The 18,417-nt window shown below is 65.7% G+C and carries 18 protein-coding genes; 7 read left to right on the forward strand and 11 right to left on the reverse strand.

All coding sequences use genetic code 11. From position 1 onward, the window contains the following. Positions 1–101 precede the first annotated feature (101 nt). Both BMI91_RS02100 and BMI91_RS02105 read left to right on the forward strand, forming a co-directional pair. Positions 102–1,343, forward strand: a complete 1,242-nt coding sequence (locus BMI91_RS02100; protein ID WP_078603809.1) for an FAD-dependent oxidoreductase — start codon at positions 102–104, stop codon at positions 1,341–1,343. Positions 1,344–1,368: 25 nt separating this feature from the next. Continuing rightward, entirely contained in the window at positions 1,369–2,292 is a 924-nt protein-coding gene (locus BMI91_RS02105) for an ornithine cyclodeaminase family protein (protein ID WP_078603810.1), read from the forward strand. Positions 2,293–2,311: 19 nt separating this feature from the next. On the opposite strand, the gene BMI91_RS02110 is transcribed toward BMI91_RS02105, so the two are convergent. Genes BMI91_RS02110 through BMI91_RS02120 form a run of 3 tightly spaced genes read right to left on the reverse strand, consistent with a single transcriptional unit; the run spans position 2,312 to position 5,444 of the window. Next, the gene (locus BMI91_RS02110; RefSeq protein WP_078603811.1) at positions 2,312–3,490 is read right to left on the reverse strand and encodes a DegT/DnrJ/EryC1/StrS family aminotransferase; all 1,179 of its coding nucleotides are present in this window, start codon (positions 3,488–3,490) and stop codon (positions 2,312–2,314) included. Between the two features lie 3 nt (positions 3,491–3,493). Beyond that, on the reverse strand, positions 3,494–4,714 hold the full coding sequence (locus tag BMI91_RS02115; protein ID WP_078603812.1) for a TCR/Tet family MFS transporter: 1,221 nt from the start codon (positions 4,712–4,714) through the stop codon (positions 3,494–3,496). Between the two features lie 58 nt (positions 4,715–4,772). After that, complete coding sequence (locus BMI91_RS02120) at positions 4,773–5,444, reverse strand: HAD-IA family hydrolase (protein WP_078603813.1); 672 nt, start codon at positions 5,442–5,444, stop codon at positions 4,773–4,775. Positions 5,445–5,551: 107 nt separating this feature from the next. On the opposite strand from BMI91_RS02120, the gene glmU reads away from it, so the two are divergent. From glmU to BMI91_RS02135, 3 genes are read left to right on the forward strand one after another with little or no spacing between them, the layout of a single operon-like run. Continuing rightward, positions 5,552–6,898 carry a bifunctional UDP-N-acetylglucosamine diphosphorylase/glucosamine-1-phosphate N-acetyltransferase GlmU gene (glmU, locus tag BMI91_RS02125; RefSeq protein ID WP_078603814.1) on the forward strand — a complete coding sequence of 449 codons (1,347 nt, stop codon included), beginning with the start codon at positions 5,552–5,554 and terminating at the stop codon, positions 6,896–6,898. Between the two features lie 3 nt (positions 6,899–6,901). Beyond that, the gene (gene glmS, locus BMI91_RS02130; protein WP_078603815.1) at positions 6,902–8,716 is read left to right on the forward strand and encodes a glutamine--fructose-6-phosphate transaminase (isomerizing); all 1,815 of its coding nucleotides are present in this window, start codon (positions 6,902–6,904) and stop codon (positions 8,714–8,716) included. Beyond that, entirely contained in the window at positions 8,713–9,564 is an 852-nt protein-coding gene (locus BMI91_RS02135; protein WP_078603816.1) for a DNA alkylation repair protein, read from the forward strand. The genes glmS and BMI91_RS02135 overlap by 4 nt, the downstream gene beginning before the upstream one ends. On the opposite strand, the gene BMI91_RS02140 is transcribed toward BMI91_RS02135, so the two are convergent. The 3 genes from BMI91_RS02140 to BMI91_RS02150 all read right to left on the reverse strand — a co-directional run bounded on the left by BMI91_RS02140 (position 9,559) and on the right by BMI91_RS02150 (position 12,233). Then, on the reverse strand, positions 9,559–10,248 hold the full coding sequence (locus tag BMI91_RS02140) for a D-lyxose/D-mannose family sugar isomerase (protein ID WP_078599320.1): 690 nt from the start codon (positions 10,246–10,248) through the stop codon (positions 9,559–9,561). The genes BMI91_RS02135 and BMI91_RS02140 overlap by 6 nt on opposite strands. 26 nt (positions 10,249–10,274) lie before the next feature. Continuing rightward, positions 10,275–11,048, reverse strand: coding sequence for a gamma-glutamyl-gamma-aminobutyrate hydrolase family protein (locus BMI91_RS02145; protein WP_078546578.1), 774 nt, complete (start codon positions 11,046–11,048; stop codon positions 10,275–10,277). Positions 11,049–11,171: 123 nt separating this feature from the next. After that, positions 11,172–12,233, reverse strand: a complete 1,062-nt coding sequence (locus tag BMI91_RS02150; RefSeq protein ID WP_078603817.1) for a Hint domain-containing protein — start codon at positions 12,231–12,233, stop codon at positions 11,172–11,174. Between the two features lie 205 nt (positions 12,234–12,438). On the opposite strand from BMI91_RS02150, the gene BMI91_RS02155 reads away from it, so the two are divergent. Both BMI91_RS02155 and BMI91_RS02160 read left to right on the forward strand, forming a co-directional pair. Next, a complete protein-coding gene (locus tag BMI91_RS02155) occupies positions 12,439–12,675 on the forward strand; it encodes a hypothetical protein (RefSeq protein ID WP_143594660.1) in 237 nt (78 codons plus the stop codon). Between the two features lie 11 nt (positions 12,676–12,686). Then, a complete protein-coding gene (locus BMI91_RS02160; protein WP_078603818.1) occupies positions 12,687–13,037 on the forward strand; it encodes a hypothetical protein in 351 nt (116 codons plus the stop codon). A 343-nt stretch (positions 13,038–13,380) separates the two neighbouring features. Here BMI91_RS02160 and BMI91_RS02165 read toward each other — a convergent pair whose 3' ends face one another. The 5 genes from BMI91_RS02165 to BMI91_RS02185 all read right to left on the reverse strand — a co-directional run bounded on the left by BMI91_RS02165 (position 13,381) and on the right by BMI91_RS02185 (position 18,255). Next, a complete protein-coding gene (locus tag BMI91_RS02165) occupies positions 13,381–14,619 on the reverse strand; it encodes an aminopeptidase (protein WP_078603819.1) in 1,239 nt (412 codons plus the stop codon). Between the two features lie 80 nt (positions 14,620–14,699). After that, entirely contained in the window at positions 14,700–15,671 is a 972-nt protein-coding gene (galE, locus tag BMI91_RS02170; RefSeq protein WP_078603820.1) for a UDP-glucose 4-epimerase GalE, read from the reverse strand. Next, positions 15,672–16,976, reverse strand: coding sequence for a tetratricopeptide repeat protein (locus BMI91_RS02175; RefSeq protein ID WP_078603821.1), 1,305 nt, complete (start codon positions 16,974–16,976; stop codon positions 15,672–15,674). 20 nt (positions 16,977–16,996) lie between these two features. Continuing rightward, positions 16,997–17,476: an A24 family peptidase gene (locus tag BMI91_RS02180; protein ID WP_078603822.1), complete on the reverse strand. Its 480-nt coding sequence runs from the start codon at positions 17,474–17,476 to the stop codon at positions 16,997–16,999. Further along, positions 17,473–18,255 carry a helix-turn-helix transcriptional regulator gene (locus BMI91_RS02185; protein ID WP_158522069.1) on the reverse strand — a complete coding sequence of 261 codons (783 nt, stop codon included), beginning with the start codon at positions 18,253–18,255 and terminating at the stop codon, positions 17,473–17,475. The genes BMI91_RS02180 and BMI91_RS02185 overlap by 4 nt, the downstream gene beginning before the upstream one ends. Between the last annotated feature and the right edge of the window lie 162 nt (positions 18,256–18,417).

The following is an 18,417-nucleotide window of genomic DNA, read 5'->3' on the forward strand; positions in this document are numbered from 1 at the left end:
CAAAGGACGCAGCGGCACGAGCCACTGGCACAGGGGCTGGTCACTTGCAGTGATTGCCGCCACAAAGAGACCTGAGAGCTTGAAAACCGACGGGAGCAGAGATGGGCCAGCCACGTCATATCGTGATCGGAGCGGGGATCGTCGGCACGATGACCGCATGGGCGCTGGCCCGCCGCGGGTTGCCGGTGACGGTGATCGACCGCCTGCCCGGCCCGGCGGAGCTGTGTTCGCGCGCGAATGCCGGGATCGTCTCGATTGGCCATGCGAGCGCCTGGGCGGGACCGGATGCCTTGCCGCAACTGCTGCGCGCGATGGCGGGGCGCAATCCGGGCGTGAAGCTGACCGCGCTCTTCGATCCGGCGCTGTGGCGCTGGGGCACGACCTTCCTGCGCAACTGCACCGGGGCCGCGCAGGCACGCAATACCGCGCGGATGATGCGGCTGGCCGAGACCGCCCGCGCCGCCCTGCCCGACATGACGCAGGAGCTGGGGCTGGACGCGCTGATCCGCTTTGAAGGCGGGCTCTACCTGCACAATTCTACCGCCGAGATCGACGCGCATGACGACGGGCGGCTGACGCGGATCGATCCGGACTGGCTGGCCGAGAACGATCCGCTCTTGGCCAAGGCGGGTTTCGCAGGCGGGTTTCTCTCGCCGATGGATGCCGCGGGCAATTGCCACGAGGTGACCCGCGCCGCCGCCAAGGCCCTTACCGCCAAGCACGGCGTGCAGTTTCGCTACAACAGCGCGGTGACCGGGTTCACGCAGGCTCATGGGAAGATCACCGGGGTCAACCTCGCCGACGAGACGCTGCCTGCCGCGCAGGTGATCCTCGCCGCCGGGATCGAGACGCCCGATCTGGCGCGCCCTCTGGGCTTTGCGCCGGATATCTACCCGGTGAAGGGCTATTCGGGGACATGGGAGGTGCGCGATCCGAGCCGCCTGCCCCGCCACCCCTATATCGACGAGGCGGCGATGCTCGCCGTGGCCTCTTACGGTGGTGTCTTGCGGGTGACCGCGATCGCCGAATTCGCCGGGCGCGACCGGACGCTGCGCGAGGATCGCACCAAGGTGCTGACCGATTACGTCGCCGCGCGTTTCGGCGATGCGGTGAGCGATGCACCACCGGTGCTGTGGACCGGATTGCGGCCCTCGACCCCGCATGGCCCGCCCTTCCTTGGCCGGGTGAAGTCTTACGACAACCTGTGGGTCAATGCGGGCCACGGCCAACTGGGCTGGACGCTGTCGGCGGGCTGCGGCGCGCTACTGGCCGATGCGATCACCGGTGCCGCCAACGGGCCGCGCGAAGTGTCGGCCCCGGCGCGCTGGCTGGCGCCTCTGTGACGCCCGAGACAATAAAGGAGACCACATGAGCCCGAAGATCATCCCCTATGACATCGCCGAACAACTGGACTGGCCGGGCGCAATCGCGGCGCTGCGCGCGGGCCATACGCGCCCGAAGGCGGAGCTGGGCGATACGTTTCTCGGGCCCTCGGATGCGGTGCTGCTGAGCCGCGCCGCCTATATTCCGGGGCTCGGCTACGGGGTGAAATCCTTCACCGTTTGCGACGGCAATGCGCAGGCGGGGCTGCCGACGGTTCAAGGCGCGATGGTGGTGTTCGAGCCCGAGCATGGCCAGCCCACCGCGATCGTCGATTGCCCGCTGGTGACCGAGTTCAAGACGGCCGCCGATTCCGTTCTGGGCGCGCAGCTTCTCGCGCGCCCCGACAGCCGCCGTTTGCTGATCGTGGGGGGCGGCCGGGTCGCGCGCTCGCTGATCGCGGCCTATGCTGCGGGCTTTCCGGGGCTGACCGAGATCACGCTCTGGACGCGCCGCCCCGAGCAGGCGCAGGAGCTGGCGGCTAGCCCCGCCCCCGAGGGCATCAGCTTGCGCGCGGTGACCGATCTGGCCGAGGCGGTGGCAGAGGCCGATATCGTCAGCAGCGCGACCATGGCCCGCGCGCCGGTCCTCCATGGCGAATGGATGCGTCCCGGCACCCATGTCGATCTGATCGGAGCCTATAAGGCCGATATGCGCGAGGCCGACGACTCGCTGATTTCGACGGCGAGCCTCTTCGTCGACAGCCGCGACACCACGCTGGGCCATATCGGCGAGCTGCTGATCCCGATCCGCGAGGGGGTGATCACGCCCGAGGCGGTGAAGGCCGATCTCTACGACCTGATCGGCGGTGCGCGCGGGCGGGAAAGCGCCGAAGAGATCACGCTTTACAAGAATGGCGGCGGCGCGCATCTCGACCTGATGATCGCCGACTGGATCTCGCGCGCCGGGTGAGTGTCAGCGCGCCACCTCCTCAGGTCTCGGCCTCTTCGCGCAGGATACGCGCGATCTGGGCGGCGTCATCCGTCGAGAAAGTCAGCGGCAGGCGCAGATCCAGCAGCGTCGCCAGCACCGCATCGGTGCGCGGCAGGTTCTGCGCCTCGGCGTAACGCCAGCTGTCATGGCGCGAGGTGAAGCCCGCAGGCTCATCCGCGCCGAACCATTTCAACTCGACCCCGCGAGCCGCAGCCCGGGCGACGAAATCCAGAATCTCGGGGGCGGAGCGTCCCGGCAGGCGGAACTGGAAGGACGAGCCGACATAGTTCTCGGCCTCGGGGCGCTCGATCAGCGCGACGCCCTCCGCCCCGGCAAGCCCGGCTTCGACCTCACGATAAAGCGCATTCCAGCGCGCCACCCGATCCGCCAGCGTCGACAGTTGCGGACGCAGGATCGCGGCGCGCAGATGGTCCATCCGGCCCGAGACATTGGGCGTGTCGTATTTCAGCCCCTCGAACACCTCCGGGCCGGGCGCTGCACGGTGGCGCTCATAGAGCATGTAGCTGCCCGAGAGCAGGATCATCCGCGCCGCCAGCTCGGCATCGTCGGTCACGATCAGCCCGCCCTCGCCCGAATTCATGTGCTTGTAAGTCTGGGTCGAATAGCAGCCGATCGCGCCATGCCGCCCCGAGTGAACCCCGGCCCATGTCGCCCCCATCGTATGGGCGCAATCCTCGATCACCGTTAGATCATGGTCGCGCGCGATCTCCATCAGCGCATCCATGTCGCAGATATGGCCGCGCATATGCGACAGCATCAGCACCCGCGCCTGCGGGGCTTTCGCCGCCAGATCGTCAAGGTCGATGGTCAGCTGGTCGGTAACCTCAACCAGCACGGGCTTGCCACCGACCGCCGCGATCGCGCCGGGCACGGGGGCGAGCGTGAAGGCATTGGTCAGCACCGGATCGCCCGGCCCCACGCCCACGGCGCGCAGCGCGCAGCCCAAGGCATAGCCACCCGAGGCCACCGCAAGGCAATAGGGCGCGCCGGTCAATCCGGCGAATTCCTCCTCCAGCAGCGCCACCTCGCCCGGCTCTCCGGGCAGGGTGTTGTAGCGATGAAGGCGACCCGAGCGCATCACCTCGACGGCGCGCTCGATCGCGTCTTCGGGGATCGGCTCCTGCTGGGTGAAGTTGCCTTTGAAGACCTCGGACATCGCTCAAACCTTTCTTGCGCGGATGAACAGCGCCAATGCCACCAGCAGGATCACGGAAGCCACGTAAAAGGCCATATCCGGCGTGCGGATCGGAGCGTTCTCGGCGAGGAATATCCCGAAGACTTGGGTGAAGAACAAGGTGCCCGCCAGCATTGCGAGGTTCATCAGCGCGGATATGCCACCCTGCAGCGCGCCCTGCGCATCCTCGGGCACCGCATTGGACATCAGCGAGGCGATCATCGGATGCACCAGCCCCTCGATCCCGGTGATCAAGAGGACGATCAGGACCATTGCAAGCGAGGTCGACAGACCCAGTGCGATGGTCATGCCGATCCCGACAATCAGCCCGATCACCACCACCCGCGCCTCGCCCAGACGGGATGCGAGCGGACCGGCCAGCCCGCCCTGAAAGATCGCCGCGACGACCCCGTAGCCTGCAAGCGTCAGCCCCACCGTCCCCTCGGACCAGCCGAATTTCGCCATCCCCCAATAGGGCCAGATCGCGGGATAGACGGCGGAGGCGAACAGATAGACGCCAAGCGCGGTGCCCATCGGCAGCACGCCCGGATACCGCGCGAAGACTTTCAAAGTTCCCAGCGGGTTGCAAGCGCGCCAGTTCACCGGACGGCGCAGGCCCTGCGGCAGGCTTTCGGGCAGCACGATCAGCCCGTAGATCAGGTTCAGCCCCGATAGCGCGGCGGCCACGAAGAAGGGAATACGCGGGCCAAGCTCGCCCAGAAACCCGCCAAGCGCAGGCCCCGCGATGAAGCCGAAGCCGAAAGCCGCCCCGATCAGGCCGAAGGCGCGGGCGCGCTCGGCCGGAGGGGTAATATCGGCAAGATAGGCATTCGCGATGACATAGGACGCGCCGCAGATGCCCGCGACGATCCGGCCCACGAAGAGCCAGAGCAGCGTCGGCGCGAAGGCGTGAAACAGGTAATCGACGCCCAGACCGCCGATGGCGAGCAGCAAAAGCGGGCGCCGTCCGAACCGATCCGAGAGGTTGCCCATCAGCGGCGCGAACAGGAACTGCGCGAGGCTGAAGGCCGCGAACATCCAGCCGCCGATCCGGCTCGCCTGCGCCAGATCGACATGGCCGACATCCGCGATCAGCGAGGGCAGCACCGGGATGATCAGGCCGAACCCCACCATGTCGAGAAACACCGCGATCAGAACGAAGGCGGTGGCGTGAAAGCGCGAAGGACCGATGGGGGCTGCGGTCATGGCCGTCGGAGGCCTCGTCCGAGAGGTGTTTCGGGGCAACACAGCCCCGCCGAGGCGCTCACCCGAGCATCCGCGCGGCAAGCGCGGGCAGATCGTCGAAATGATCGAGCAGCGCCTCGGGTGCGAGCCGTTCGATGCCGCGCCCCTCCGGGCCGAAGGTCACAAGAACGCAGGGCACGCCGACCGCGCGGGCGGTCTCACGATCTGTATTGGTGTCGCCCACCAGCAGCGAGGCTTCCAGCTTGCCCCCGGCCCGCTCGACCGCCGCGAGATAGGGATCGGGCGAGGGCTTGCGCAGCGGTAGCGTATCGGCACCGATCAGCGCGTCGAAAAGCGCGGTGATCCCGAGCCGGTCGATCAGATCACGCGCGAGACCTTCGGGCTTGTTGGTGCAGACAGCCGTCGCAAACCCCTGATCGCGCAGCGTTTTCACCGCCGTCTCAGCGCCGGGATAAAGCTGCGTATGGCGGTCGATATTCTCGCCGTAATGCGCAAGCAGCGGGTGATAATCGGCCTCGACCAGCTCGGCGAGCTCCGCCTCCGGCAGCCCCAGACGCCCATAGCCGGCCTTGAGCATCGCACGGCCACCATGGAAGGCGGTCAGCGCGTCCTCCGCCGGATCGAGAAGCGGCGCATGGCCGCGCGCCGTAAAGCAGGAATTTGCCGCCGCGATCAGGTCGGCGGAGGTATCCGCCAAGGTCCCGTCGAGGTCGAAAACCACTGTGCGCATTGCCTTTTGCTCCTTCCGTAACACCGCGAAAGGAAGCGTGAAGACGCACCACTTGCGGCAAGCAAGCCAATGGTTAAAACGGGGCCGAGCAGAAGAAAAGGTTTCTAATGGCGATTGCATTGATCACCCTCGCGGCGGGACAGGGCACCCGCATGAAATCCGACTTGCCGAAGGTGCTGCATCAGGTGGGCCGCGCGCCGCTGGTGGCGCATGCACTGGCTGCCGGACGCGCCCTCGAACCCGAGACTGTGATCGTGGTCGCGGGCCACGGTGCCGACAAGGTGAAGAAAGCCGTCGCGAAGGTCGATCCCGAGGCGCAGATCGTGCTTCAGGAAGAACAGCTCGGCACCGGCCATGCGGTGGCGCAGGCCCTGCCCGCGCTCGACGGGTTCGATGGCCGCGTGATCGTGCTTTACGGCGACACCCCCTTCATCCGGCCCGAGACACTGGAGCGGCTGGCCGCGTCCGATGCGGCGGTGACCGTACTGGGGTTTGAGGCGGCCGATCCGGGCCGCTACGGGCGCTTGGTGGCGCAGGGCGACACGCTGGATCGGATCGTGGAATTCAAGGATGCCACGGATGACGAACGCGCCATAACGCTTTGCAATTCCGGCGTTATCGCCTGTGATGCGGTGCTTCTGACCGAACTCGTCGCGGGGCTGTCGAACGAGAACGCGTCGGGCGAATACTACCTCACCGATATCGTCGAAGCCGCGCGCAAGAAGGGCCTGACCGCGCAGGTCGTGACCTGTGACGAGGCCGAAACGCTGGGCATCAACACCCGCGCCGAGCTTGCCCGCGCCGAGGCCCTGTTCCAGGAGCGGATGCGCGCCGAGGCGATGGAAAACGGCGTGACCATGGTCGAGCCCACCAGCGTCTGGTTCGCGCTCGACACCTATATCAGCCGCGATGTCGTGCTAGGCCCGAACGTCGTGTTCGGCCCCGATGTGACCATCGAATCCGGTGCGGTGATCGAGGCCTTCTGCCATCTCGAAGGCTGCCACATCTCCCGCGGCGCCACGATCGGCCCCTTCGCCCGTCTGCGCCCCGGCGCGGAACTCGCCGAGGACGTGCATATCGGCAATTTTGTCGAGGTGAAGAACGCGATCCTCGCGGAGGGTGTGAAAGTCGGCCATCTGACCTATCTGGGCGATGCCGATATCGGGGAGCATACGAATATCGGCGCGGGCACGGTGACCTGCAATTACGACGGGGTGATGAAGCATCGCACCACCATCGGCGCGAATGCCTTCATCGGCTCGGACACGATGCTGGTGGCCCCGGTGACGGTGGGCGACGGTGCGCTGACGGGCTCGGGATCGGTGATCTCGAAGGACGTCCCCGCCGAGGCGATCGCGATCGAGCGCTCCGAGCAGGTGAACCGTCCGGGCCTCGCTACGAAGCTATTTGCGAAACTGCGCGCGGAGAAAGCGCGTCGCATGAAGAAAGATTGATAAATGTGCGGAATTATTGGCGTTTTGGGGAAGCACGAGGTTTCCCCCTGGCTCGTTGAGAGCCTCAAGCGATTGGAATATCGCGGCTATGACAGTGCCGGGATCGCGACGGTAAATGCAGGCAAGCTGGACCGCCGCCGGGCGGTGGGCAAGCTGTGGAACCTGTCCGATCTGCTGGTGCACGAGCCCCTGCCGGGCAAGTCGGGCATCGGCCACACCCGCTGGGCGACTCATGGGGCTGCCACCCAAGGCAATGCGCACCCGCATCGCTCCGGCCCCGTCGCGGTCGTGCATAACGGCATCATCGAGAACTTCCGCGAGCTGCGGGCCGAGCTGGCCGAGGCCGGGATCACCCCGGAGACGCAGACGGATACCGAAACCGTCGCGCTACTGACCCGGATGTTCATGGATCGCGGCATGGATGCGCGCGAGGCCGCCGTGGCGACGCTCGGCAAGCTCGAAGGGGCATTCGCACTGCTGTGGCTCTTCGACGGCGAGGACGACCTGCTGATCGCGGCGCGCAAGGGCTCGCCGCTCGCGATCGGGCATGGCGATGGCGAGATGTTCGTTGGGTCGGACGCGATCGCGCTCGCGCCGATGACCGACCGGATCACCTATCTCGAAGAGGGCGATTACGCGTTCGTCACCCGCGCAGGCGCCGAGATTTTCGACGCCGAGGGTCGCCGTGCGAACCGCGACGAGAGCCGCATCGATCTGGGTCAGGCGCAGGTCGAAAAGGGTGGCTACAAGCACTTCATGGCGAAGGAAATCGCCGAGCAGCCCGTCGTGCTAGCTGACGCTTTGCGACATTATCTGCCCGAAACCGGGCTGAATCTGCCGGAAGACTTGGACTTTTCCAACATCGACCGGATTGTCCTGATCGCCTGCGGCACGGCGCATTACGCCTGCGCGGTGGCGAAATACTGGTTCGAGGAATTCGCTCGCATCCCGGTCGAGATCGACGTGGCCTCTGAATTCCGCTACCGCGAGCCGCCCCTGTCCGAGCGCAGCCTCGCCGTCTTCGTCAGCCAATCCGGCGAGACCGCCGATACGCTGGCCGCGCTGCGCTATTGCTCCGAGCGCGTTGCGAAAACCGTGGCCGTGGTCAACGTGCCCACCTCTTCCATCGCGCGCGAAGCCGACATCATGCTGCCGATCTTCGCAGGCGTCGAGGTCGGCGTGGCCTCGACCAAGGCGTTCACCGCGCAGCTGCTGGTTCTGGCCGTCATGGCGCTGAAAGCGGGCCGTGATCGGGACGTCACCGACGGGCCCACGCTTAGCGCCCATGCCGATACGTTGCGCACCCTGCCCGGCCTGCTCAATCAGGCGCTGTCGATTTCCGAGCCGATCGCGCATCTCGCCGAGCAGCTTGCCGAGGCGCAGGACATCCTCTTCCTCGGACGCGGCGCGATGTATCCGCTGGCACTGGAAGGGGCGCTGAAGCTCAAAGAAATCAGCTATATCCATGCCGAAGGCTATGCCTCGGGCGAGTTGAAGCACGGGCCGATTGCGCTGATCGACCGCTTGGTGCCGGTGATCGTTATGGCGCCCTATGACAAGCTCTTCGACAAGACCGTGTCGAACATGCAGGAGGTGATGGCGCGCCACGGGATGGTGCTGCTGGTCTCCGATGCCAAGGGCATCAGCGCGGCGCAGGACGGCACCTGGGGCACGCTGCAAATGCCTGATATTGCAGAACCTTTCGCGCCGATCCTTTACGCGGTTCCGGCGCAGCTGCTGGCCTATCACACGGCGGTCGCGAAAGGCACCGACGTGGACCAGCCGCGCAACCTCGCCAAATCGGTGACGGTCGAATGAGCCGCAAACGGGGCAAGAAACGCGTCGCCCGACCGCGCGCGGCGGATTACGCGCCGCTCGACCCGGCGGAGGACGCCCGGCTGCGCGCCGAGGCCAAAGCCTATGCGGCGTCAGATGCGGACTATGAGAGCTTCGCCGAGGAAGACGATACGGACGAGCCACCCGGGCCCCCGCCCACGCTGGAAGACGCGCATTTCGCGCTGGAAAGCTGGGCGGATGCTGAGAAGGCCGCCGAGATGGCCGCCTATCACAAGGCGGAGCGGCGCTATCTGGGCGTTTCCGTTCCGGCGATCGAGGACATGGTCGCGCTGTGGCGCGGCCAGCTTGATGTTCCGGGGCGGGTCGAACTCGCCCGCGGGCTTTGGGACAGCGAAATTCACGAGGCGCGGATCGCGGCAGCCAAGCTACTGACGCAGGCGCGGCTGCGCCCCGATGATGCCGCATGGGAATTGATCGCGAGCTGGGTGCCGCAATTCGACGCCTGGGCGATTGCCGATCACGCGGCAAAAGCGGGGTCGAAACGGCTTCAGGCCGAGCCCGCGCGGCTCGACGAGGTGGCGGAGTGGGTGCGCTCGGATCACATGTGGACGCGTCGTGCGGCCTTCGTATTCACTCTGCCCTGGACCAAGCAGCGCAATCCCAAGCCCGAGGACGAGGCGGTGCGCGACGAGGTTCTGGGCTGGGCTGCGCAACTGGCCGAGGATCGCGACTGGTTCATCCAGAAAGCCATCGCGTGGTGGCTGCGCGAGCTGAGCAAGAAAGACCCCGCCCGCGCACAGGCCTGGCTGACCGAGCATGGCGAAAGGCTGAAGCCTTTCGCCCGCAAGGAAGCCAGTAAATACTTATGAATACAGGAACTTGTCGTAGTCGCTGACCAGCAGGTGGCGCGGCGCTTCGTCTTCCTCGATCTCGGAGAACCGCCCGATATCTTCGCGGAAGATATTGTCGGTATTGTCGTCGTTGACGGTCGAGACCTCGCCGATCAGAACGTCGCCGCCCTCGCCCCAGAAGGCATGCCAGTCACCGGGCCGCAGGGTCACGCTCTCGCCGGGGCGCAGGATCAGCACCTCGCCGGGCTCGTAATTGCGCGGGACGCCGTCGCACATCACCTGCCCGCCTGCGGTCTCGTCGAATTTGCCATCCGCGTCAGAGCCATAGAGCTCGATCGCGAGGTCTGCGCCGCCGCGATTGATGATGTCCTCGGCCTTGATGATATGGGTATGCATCGGGCTGATCTGGTCCTTGCGCGAGATCAGCAGCTTCTCGGCATAGGCCATGCCGTGGCCCGCCTGAAGATCGCGCAGATCGCCGTTGCGCAGGGTGAAGAGAAACAGGCCCAGCTTGTCGAAATCACCCTGCCCGTAATCGGTAATGTCCCAGCCCATCGCGGCTTCCACGATGCGCTGTGCCTGCGGCAGGCGCGCCTTGAACTCGGCCGGGCTCCACCATGCGAAGGGCGGCAGGCGGAAGCCGAATTCCTGGATCATTTCCTCGGCCGCGGCCATGATTTCGTTCACGCGCGAGCGTTTCATCTGTCTCTCCGTTTTGTCTTAGCGGCTCAGGCGACGCAGGCGGCGGGCCGTTCGCCGCGCGCCCAAGCACGCACCGCATCGCCGAATGCCTCGAACAGAGGGCGCGAGACGGGATCTTCCGCCGCACGCCATTCGGGATGCCATTGCACCGATAGGGTAAACCCCGGCGCGTCCTTAACATAGATCGCCTCGGGCGTACCATCGGGGGCGCGCCCTTCGATCACAATCCGGGTACCAGCGGTGCAAACGCCCTGCCCGTGCAGCGTGTTGGTCTCGACCTCATCCGCGCCGAAGAGACGCGCGAACCGGCCGCCGGGGGTGAGCGTGACCATGTGGCGGTTGGAGAACCCTTCTTCGAGCGTCCCCTCCGGCGGCATCCGGTGGTTCAACCGCCCCGGAAGCTCGCGGATCTCGGGATGCAGCGTGCCGCCCATCGCGACGTTGACCTCCTGAAAACCGCGGCAAATGCCGAGGAAAGGCTGCCCGCTTTCGACACAGGCGCGCACCAGCGGCAGGGTGATCGCGTCGCGAGCGCGATCGAAAGTGCCGTGCTTCTCGGTCGGCTCCTCGCCATATTCATGCGGGTGGACGTTCGGACGGCCGCCGGTCAGCAGGAAGCCGTCGCAGACCTCCATCAACTCCTGAACGGATACATATTCGGGATCGGCGGGGATCAGCAGCGGGATGCAATCGGAGACCTTGCTCACCGCTTCCGAGTTGAGCTGCCCGCCTTCATGGACGGGGTAGCGGTCACCTACGAGGCCTCTATTGCCGATGATGCCGACGACGGGTCTGGTCATTGATATCTCCTTTGTCCCGAAGCTAAGGCGACGTTCGGGCAGAGAAAAGGCGCAAAATGCGCACGAAGCCGTGCATCTGACGCACAGCCCAAGCCTGCAGCGATTTCCAGCGGATTTGCTCGTTCAGGCGGCCAGATCGTGGCGCAGGATCGCGGCCTCGGAGGGCTTGAGCGCACGGCGCGCGAAGGCACCGTAGCTGAGCGGATTTTCCTCAACCTGCGGCACCAGCGCCTCGAGCCCGGCGCGCTGGTCGCGGGCGATCATCTCGAGCCGGGTGGAGGCCGGGTGGAAGCTTTCGGTCTCAAGCCCGTTCGCGGTCAGCACCTGATGGCGCTCGAACATCAGGTGGATGTAGCTCAGGCCCCGCAGCGCGCCTTCGAAGCGGAACTGGCGGCCATTCACCAGATCGCAGGCGCGCACCAGAACCTCGTCCTCGGCGAAAAGCGCCTGCGCCGCGCGTCCGCGCACCAGCATCCGGTGCTGCGGCGATACGATCAGATCGCGATCGGGCCGGGCGATACCGAAAGCCCCAGCCGAGATCCGCACCGGACGCAGATGCGGCATCGCATGGAGCCGCGCGCCCGAGATGTCGCGCCGACCGATCCAGCAGATCGGCTGCGCCCCGTCATCGCGGGTCAGCACGCGGTCGCCTTCGCGCAACGCCTCGACCGGGCGGCGGCCCTGGTCGGTCTCGATCAGCGTGCCGGGGGTGAAACAGATGACGCCCGCGGGCCCCTGCCGCGCCGCTTTCGGGCGCAGGTCGAGCGCCCGGTCGACCACCCAGAGATCGCTGTCCACCGGCGGCATCCGACCGGCGAACATCAGGATGCGCGTGCCGCTTTCGGGCAGCTCGATCAGGGTAACGACATAGGCGTGATAGCCATCGGTCACGGTAAAGCTTTGATTGGGCGTCTCGGTCTCGTCGGGATCGTCGAGCGTTCGCGTATGTCCCACCGCTTCGCCCAGCAGGCGACGCACCGCGCGGGCGGCTTTCGTGCGCCGCTCCGCGTCGCCGCGCGCATTGTGCAAGATGAGCCGATCATTGGGCCCGTCCACGCAAATCGCCTGCCCCGTCCATCGCCAACATGCCCCCACGGTCACGACCTCAAGTGGCGGCACCGGAGTGCCGTCGATTTCCGTCTGCGCCCATGAAATGACGAAGGTGCCCTGATAGCCCGCCTTCATTGCCTCGATCCTGCCCGTATTTCGCGAGAGCTTATGTCTGCCCTCTGCTTGTTAATAGTTACGGTATCATGATGAATTCGCGATGTGAATCCCCATCTTGACGCATAGGGCAAGCGACCTTCACCGAAACTTGCGCGCGACCACGCTTGTCCCACGCGCGCGCAACTGCATTTTCGTTGGGAAGAGCACCCTGAGGAGACTCATGATGAAATCGATCGCCCTGATCGCCGCCCTCGCCTGCGCCGCGTTGCCGTCGCTGGCCGCCGCGCAGCAGCAGCCGCTCAATGCGCTGGAGATCCAACGCGTGCATTTCCTCGTCGGCAATGTCGACCTGTCCAACCTGACTGACCGCCAGATCGTGCAGATCAAGGAAGCGCTGGTTCAGAATGTCGACCGCACGGCGAAGGAAACGCTGATCCGTATGGCCCTGAAGAAGAAATGAGGAAACTGCCTATGACGACCCGTTGTACCGCCGCTACATTCGGTTGCAGCCTTGCAGTGGCGCTTGGCCTTGGCGTCGGGATCGCGCAAGCCGGTGTCACGTCGCAGCCGCCCGGTGACCTTGGCCCGCAATCGCAGTCGCCCAAGCAGAGCTCGAGCGGGTCCGACCCGGCCTATTTCATGCCGGCCGACCCGCATCTCAGTATGCTCGACCAAGCGCGGGCTGCGGAATTCGCTAAGGGTAGAAAGCTCAACAGTATCGGCTTCACGCAGGTCGCCGCTATCGAGAACGCGCTGATCCATCCCTCTCTCGCCAAGAGCCGCGAAGAACTGATCTCGAAGAGCCTCGATACCGGCAACTAAGCGGACGAAAATTTCGAATTCTTGTTTGTCAGGCTGGGCACCGCCCGGCCTGAACGCGTTTTCGGGGAGGAGGATCGAAAACCTGCGTCGGCCGGGCGGCCCTTCACACAGCGCAAGGGTGCGCGAGTTGCCCAAGAGGGTCGGCCAAGCCCGACCCGTATATTCAGATTTCGCCCAGTTTCCGTTTCCGTCAAGCAGCGCCCGCGTTCAGCGGCGCCATCCTACGCCGGGTGCATCGAACTGCGCGAGATGAGGCGGAATTCCTCACGTCCGCACAAAAAATAAGCGCCCGACACACCAATCGGCGTGCCGGGCGCTATACTTTGTCAGGTTCCGCGGCCTATCAGGCCCATTCGCCCTTGCGGAAGACCGGGACGCGGGTGCCGTCGGGCTTGATGCCGTCGATATCGGTCTCGGGGCCGCCGATCATCCAATCGACATGGATCATCGAGCTGTTGCCGCCCTTGGCCGCGACCTCGTCCTCGCTCAGCTCGCCGCCATTGATGAAGCACTTCGAATAGCACTGCCCCATCGCGATATGGCAGGCCGCGTTCTCGTCATAGAGCGTGTTGTAGAACAGCAGCCCCGAGGCCGAGATCGGCGAGCCGTTCGGCACCAGCGCGACCTCGCCCAGACGGCGCGCGCCCTCGTCCGTGTCGATCAGCTTCTGCAGCACCGCTTCGCCGCGGCTTGCCTTCGCCTCGACCACTTTGCCGCCCTCGAAGCGCATCTCGATATTCTCGATCAGGCTGCCCTGATGCGACAGCGGCTTGGTCGCGCGAACGACGCCTTCGACGCGTTCGGCATGGGGCGTGGTGAAGACCTCTTCGGTCGGGATGTTCGGGTTGCAGACGACGCCGTTATTGGCCTCGGACGCACCACCGCTCCATTCGTGATCGTCGGCGAGGCCCACGGTCAGATCCGTGCCGCCGCCGGTGAAATGAAGCGCCGAGAAGCGTTGCTCGTTGAGCCAGTCGCGGCGCTTGCGCAGGGCCGCGTTATGCGCCTCCCAGGCGGCGACGGGATCGGGTTGGTCGGCGCGCGAGGCGGCGAAGATCGCGTCGGCCAGTTTGCCCACGGCCTCGTCCTCCGGCAGATCGGGGAAGACGCGCTTGGCCCAAGCCACCGTCGGGTAGCTCACGATCGACCAGTTGATCTCGAAATTCGAGATTTTCTCGAGCGCCGGTTTATAGGCAATGGAGTTGGCCTTGCCGGCGCGCGAGACTTTCTCGGGGTCCTGTTCGGACAGCAGCATCGGGTCTTCGCCCACGATCGCCATGCGGGCCGCGCCGCTCTCGTAAGCTTTCGCCATGCCCTGATAGAGCCAGTCGGGCGCGCGGTCGAAGCTTTCGTCCTTCGCGTTCTCGAACCGGGCCAGCGTGATCTGACCATCGCTGAGGATCGGTGTGAAGGTGCCCGCGCCCGCGCGATAGGCTTCGGCGGCGATCCGGCGCACCAGCGGCAGCGCCTCGACGGGCGCGGTCAACACCAGATCCTGACCGTCTTGCAGGTTCAGCCCCACCTGCACGGCAACCTCGGCCAGCCGGTCGAGAAGTTGCGGATCGATTGCGTCGCTTGCCATGAGAGCCTCCTGAATTGCGTTGAGCCGCAAGATAGATGGCTGGGCGGCAGGCTCAACCCCGGCGATGGGCGAACCCGAGGTCAGAGGCCGAACCACGGGGCGGCATGGGACACGATCTCGTCAAGTTCACGGTAGCGCGCGGCAAAGCCCAGAGCGTCGCGCGCCCGCGATGGGTCGGCCACCAGTTCTGCCGGATCGCCGGGGCGGCGCGGGGCGTCCTCGAAGGGCACCTTGCGCCCGGTCACCCGCTCGACCGAGGCGATCACCTCGCGGATCGACGCGCCCCGCCCGGTCCCGAGGTTCAGTTTCAGGCTGCCGCCGCCGCCCTGCAGGTGATCGAGCGCCAGAAGATGCGCGCGGGCCAGATCGTCGACATGGATGTAGTCACGGATGCAGGTGCCGTCGGGCGTCGGATAATCCGTGCCGAAGACCTTCACCGCCGGGCCCTGCCCCGAGGCCGCGCGCAGCACCAGCGGGATGAGATGAGTCTCGGGATCGTGCCGCTCGCCGATCTCGCCGCTCGGATCGGCGCCGCTCGCGTTGAAATAGCGCAGGGCCGCGAAGCGCAGATCGGTCGCGGCGGCGGCATCTTTCAGCATCCATTCGCAGATGAGCTTGCTGCGGCCATAGGGGTTGATCGGATTTTGCGGCGTGTCTTCGGAGATCGGCAGCGTCTCGGGCGTGCCATAGGTGGCGCAGCTCGACGAGAAGACGATCTTGTCCAGCCCTACCGCCTGCATCGCGCCCAGAAGCGCGGTCATCCCGCCCAGATTGACGTCGTAATAGCGGGTGGGTTCGGCCACGCTCTCGCCGACATAGGCCAGCGCCGCGAAATGGATCACAGCGTCGATCCGGTGCTCCTTGAGCGCCGTCTCCACCAGATCCCGGTCGCGCAGATCGCCCTCGACCAGAGGCCCCCAGCGCACGGCATCGGCATGGCCGCGCGACAGATCGTCGAAGACCACAGGGGCGTGCCCCGCCGCAGCCAGCGCCTTGCAGCAATGCGATCCGATAAAGCCCGCGCCGCCGGTGACCAGAACCTTCGATGTCACTTACGAGCCCCACCCTTCGCGCAGCATCGCGCCGACGATCTCGGGCGCCAGAACTCCGTCACGGCAAGCCATATCGCCCGACAATCCGCCGCAGGCGCGTTCCATCGCACGAAGTGTGCCGCGCCCGGCGAACCCGTCGAGCGGGCCGCGATACAGCCCCTTATCGGCGAGGTCTTTCTGGATCAGATAGACCGCGAGCCTCGGGTTGGCCTTGAACAGATCACGCGCCTGCGCGGCATTCATCTTCCCCCGGGCGGGCGCGATCTCTCCTGCGAGCGGCGCGAAATCGACATCGTGCCGATGCCTCGCCACACGGATCGTCATCGCGTAATTCGCACGTTCTTCGGGCGTGAACAGATCGCTATGCGCTTCAAGGAAGTCCGCCGCCCCTTTGGGATCGCGCCGGACGTTATAGGAGTTGCCGTCGCGCAAAAGGCCGACCAGATAGCGCGCTGCGGTCTTGTTGCCCGCCTCGGCAGCCTCGCGCAGTTGCGCCACCGCCTGTTTGCCATCGCCGCGCATCGAGATACCCCAGATGCGGCGCGTGGCGTCGAGCACTTCGATCCGCTCGTTTCCCGCCGCGCGGGCGGCCTTGGCATAGCCGTCGAACTTCGCCCGCGAAACCTTGCCGCCACCGAGATAGCCATACATCGCGCCCTCGGCCAGCGTCGCATAAGCGCCATCGACACCCGCCGCGCCAGCGCGTTCGAGAAACGCCTGCGCTGTCTTCGGATCGCGCTGCGACCACATCAGCGTCTCGCCGTATTTCCACAATCCGGTCGCGTCGCCCGCCTCTGCTGCGGTCTCGAACAGGTCGCGCGCCTTGGCATAATCGCGCGGCAGTCCCGTTCCGTAGAGATAGGCCTCGCCCAAGATCAGCGCCGCTTTCGCATCGCCCTTTGCGATCTGCGTCTCAAGCAGGTCGACCCCGCGCGCAGTGTCGCGTGGCAAAGCCCAGCCGCCGATCAGCTGCTTGCCCAACAGACGGTGCGCATCCCAGCTGCCCGCTTCGACCGCCTGTTCGAGATAGCCTACGGCGCGATCACGATCCGCAGCGACAGGACCGCCCCAGAGGAGCAGGTCACCTGCGGCCAAAGCCGCTTCGGGATCGCCTTGCGCCGCGGCGTCCTCCAACATCGAGAGCCCGGCCTGTGGATCGGGCTTCACATCGCCAGAGCCCCAGACGAGCGCCTGCGCGCGTTCGGTGACGTCGGGCTTCGTTTCGTCCGCGAAGAGCGGTGCGCTGACCGTGCACAAAGCCAGAGCGACCACTCCGAGCGGTTTGGTCCAGATCTTGCGTGACATAGGTCCTCCCTTGGCGGGGCCTACCCGCCGACCAGATAAGGCAAAGCCAGACCCGCAAGCGCGATCGAGACGCCCATCGGGAGCTTTCCCCGTACGTAACAACTTTTCCAACCCAAACGGGGCCCAAGCCGCGTCGCCACCGGCGCGCTTTGCAGCCCCATCGTCAACGCCGAGCCCGCAAAAAGCGCGACGGAAAAGGCGATCAAAAACTCCCCCATCGCCGCAGAGGGTACGAACAGTATCAGGGCCGCGAGGAATTTCACGTCCCCTCCCCCGAAGGCGCGCAGCACGAAAAAGACGTAGCCGACCAAGAAGGTGATCGCGCCTGCGGCGAGGCGCAGGCTCAGCTCGTGCAGACCCAGAAACGGGGCGCAGAGCGCAAAGAAGCCAAGCGTGATCAGCACGATCTTGTTCGGGATGCGCATCTCGCGCAGATCGCTGAGCGCGACCCAGATCAATATCGGGGCCAGCGCCGCCAGCGGCAGGAGCTGCCCGGTCATGCGACCCGTCCGGCTCTGGCGCCGGCGAGTTCGAAGGGCAGTTCGGAGACAAGCTGGAAGGTCAGTTCCGCCAGATTGCGCGCGCCGGTCTTGGCGTAGAGATTGCTCAGATGGGTGCGCAGGGTGGATTCCTTGATCCCCAGCTCTGCAAGCATCTGATCGGGCGACTGGCCGTGGCGCAGCAGCAGGCAGACGCGATATTCCGAACGGCTCAGACGCGCCGGGTTGTCCGCGCTCAGGATCGGCGAGCCGATGAGCGGCGCGGCCTGTTTGGCGGCGGATTTCAGCAAGGTCTCGGTGAACATGCCCCGGGCGCGGTTGTGCCAGGTGCGGCTCAGCGTATCGCCGAGCGTGGTCAGCACCGCTTGCTGATACTGGCGCAGCTTTTCGGTGAAATGCAACTCCAGCGTATCGACCCAGCGATCGCTGATCTCGAGCGGGATAACGACCATTTCGACAAGGTTGCGCCGCGCCAGTGCCGAGGCGACCGCCTGCGGCACGTCCTCGTCCTGCATCGAGCGATACCAGGTCGAGCCCCGTTTGGCCTTGTCGAGATAATCGCCAAGCAGATCGCCTGCGAAGCTTTGCTCCAGCGGGATCCGGCAGCCGGATCGCGCCCTGTCATGGACCAACGCCCGTGCCGATGCGCCCGCATCTCGCGGATAGCGCGCCAATATGACGGCCTCGGCCCCGATACTGTCGGTCAGATATCTCAACGCCGTGCGCAGCGGGTTCGTCCCGTGCAGACACTCACACCACTGTGCAACGGCCCCAATCATGCCCGCTTCGATAGCGCGCTCTTGCCCGGGCGAAGCCCCGGCTGTCCCATAGTCCCGCATGGTCCCCACCATCCCCAGAAACTATTATATGTGGCCCACTTATGTGCGTGACAGCGCGTAGACCATCTCTAAGCGTAACCCCTAAATGCGTTAATTCCTAAG

This window comes from Thioclava sediminum, from assembly GCF_002020355.1.
GTDB lineage: Bacteria > Pseudomonadota > Alphaproteobacteria > Rhodobacterales > Rhodobacteraceae > Thioclava > Thioclava sediminum.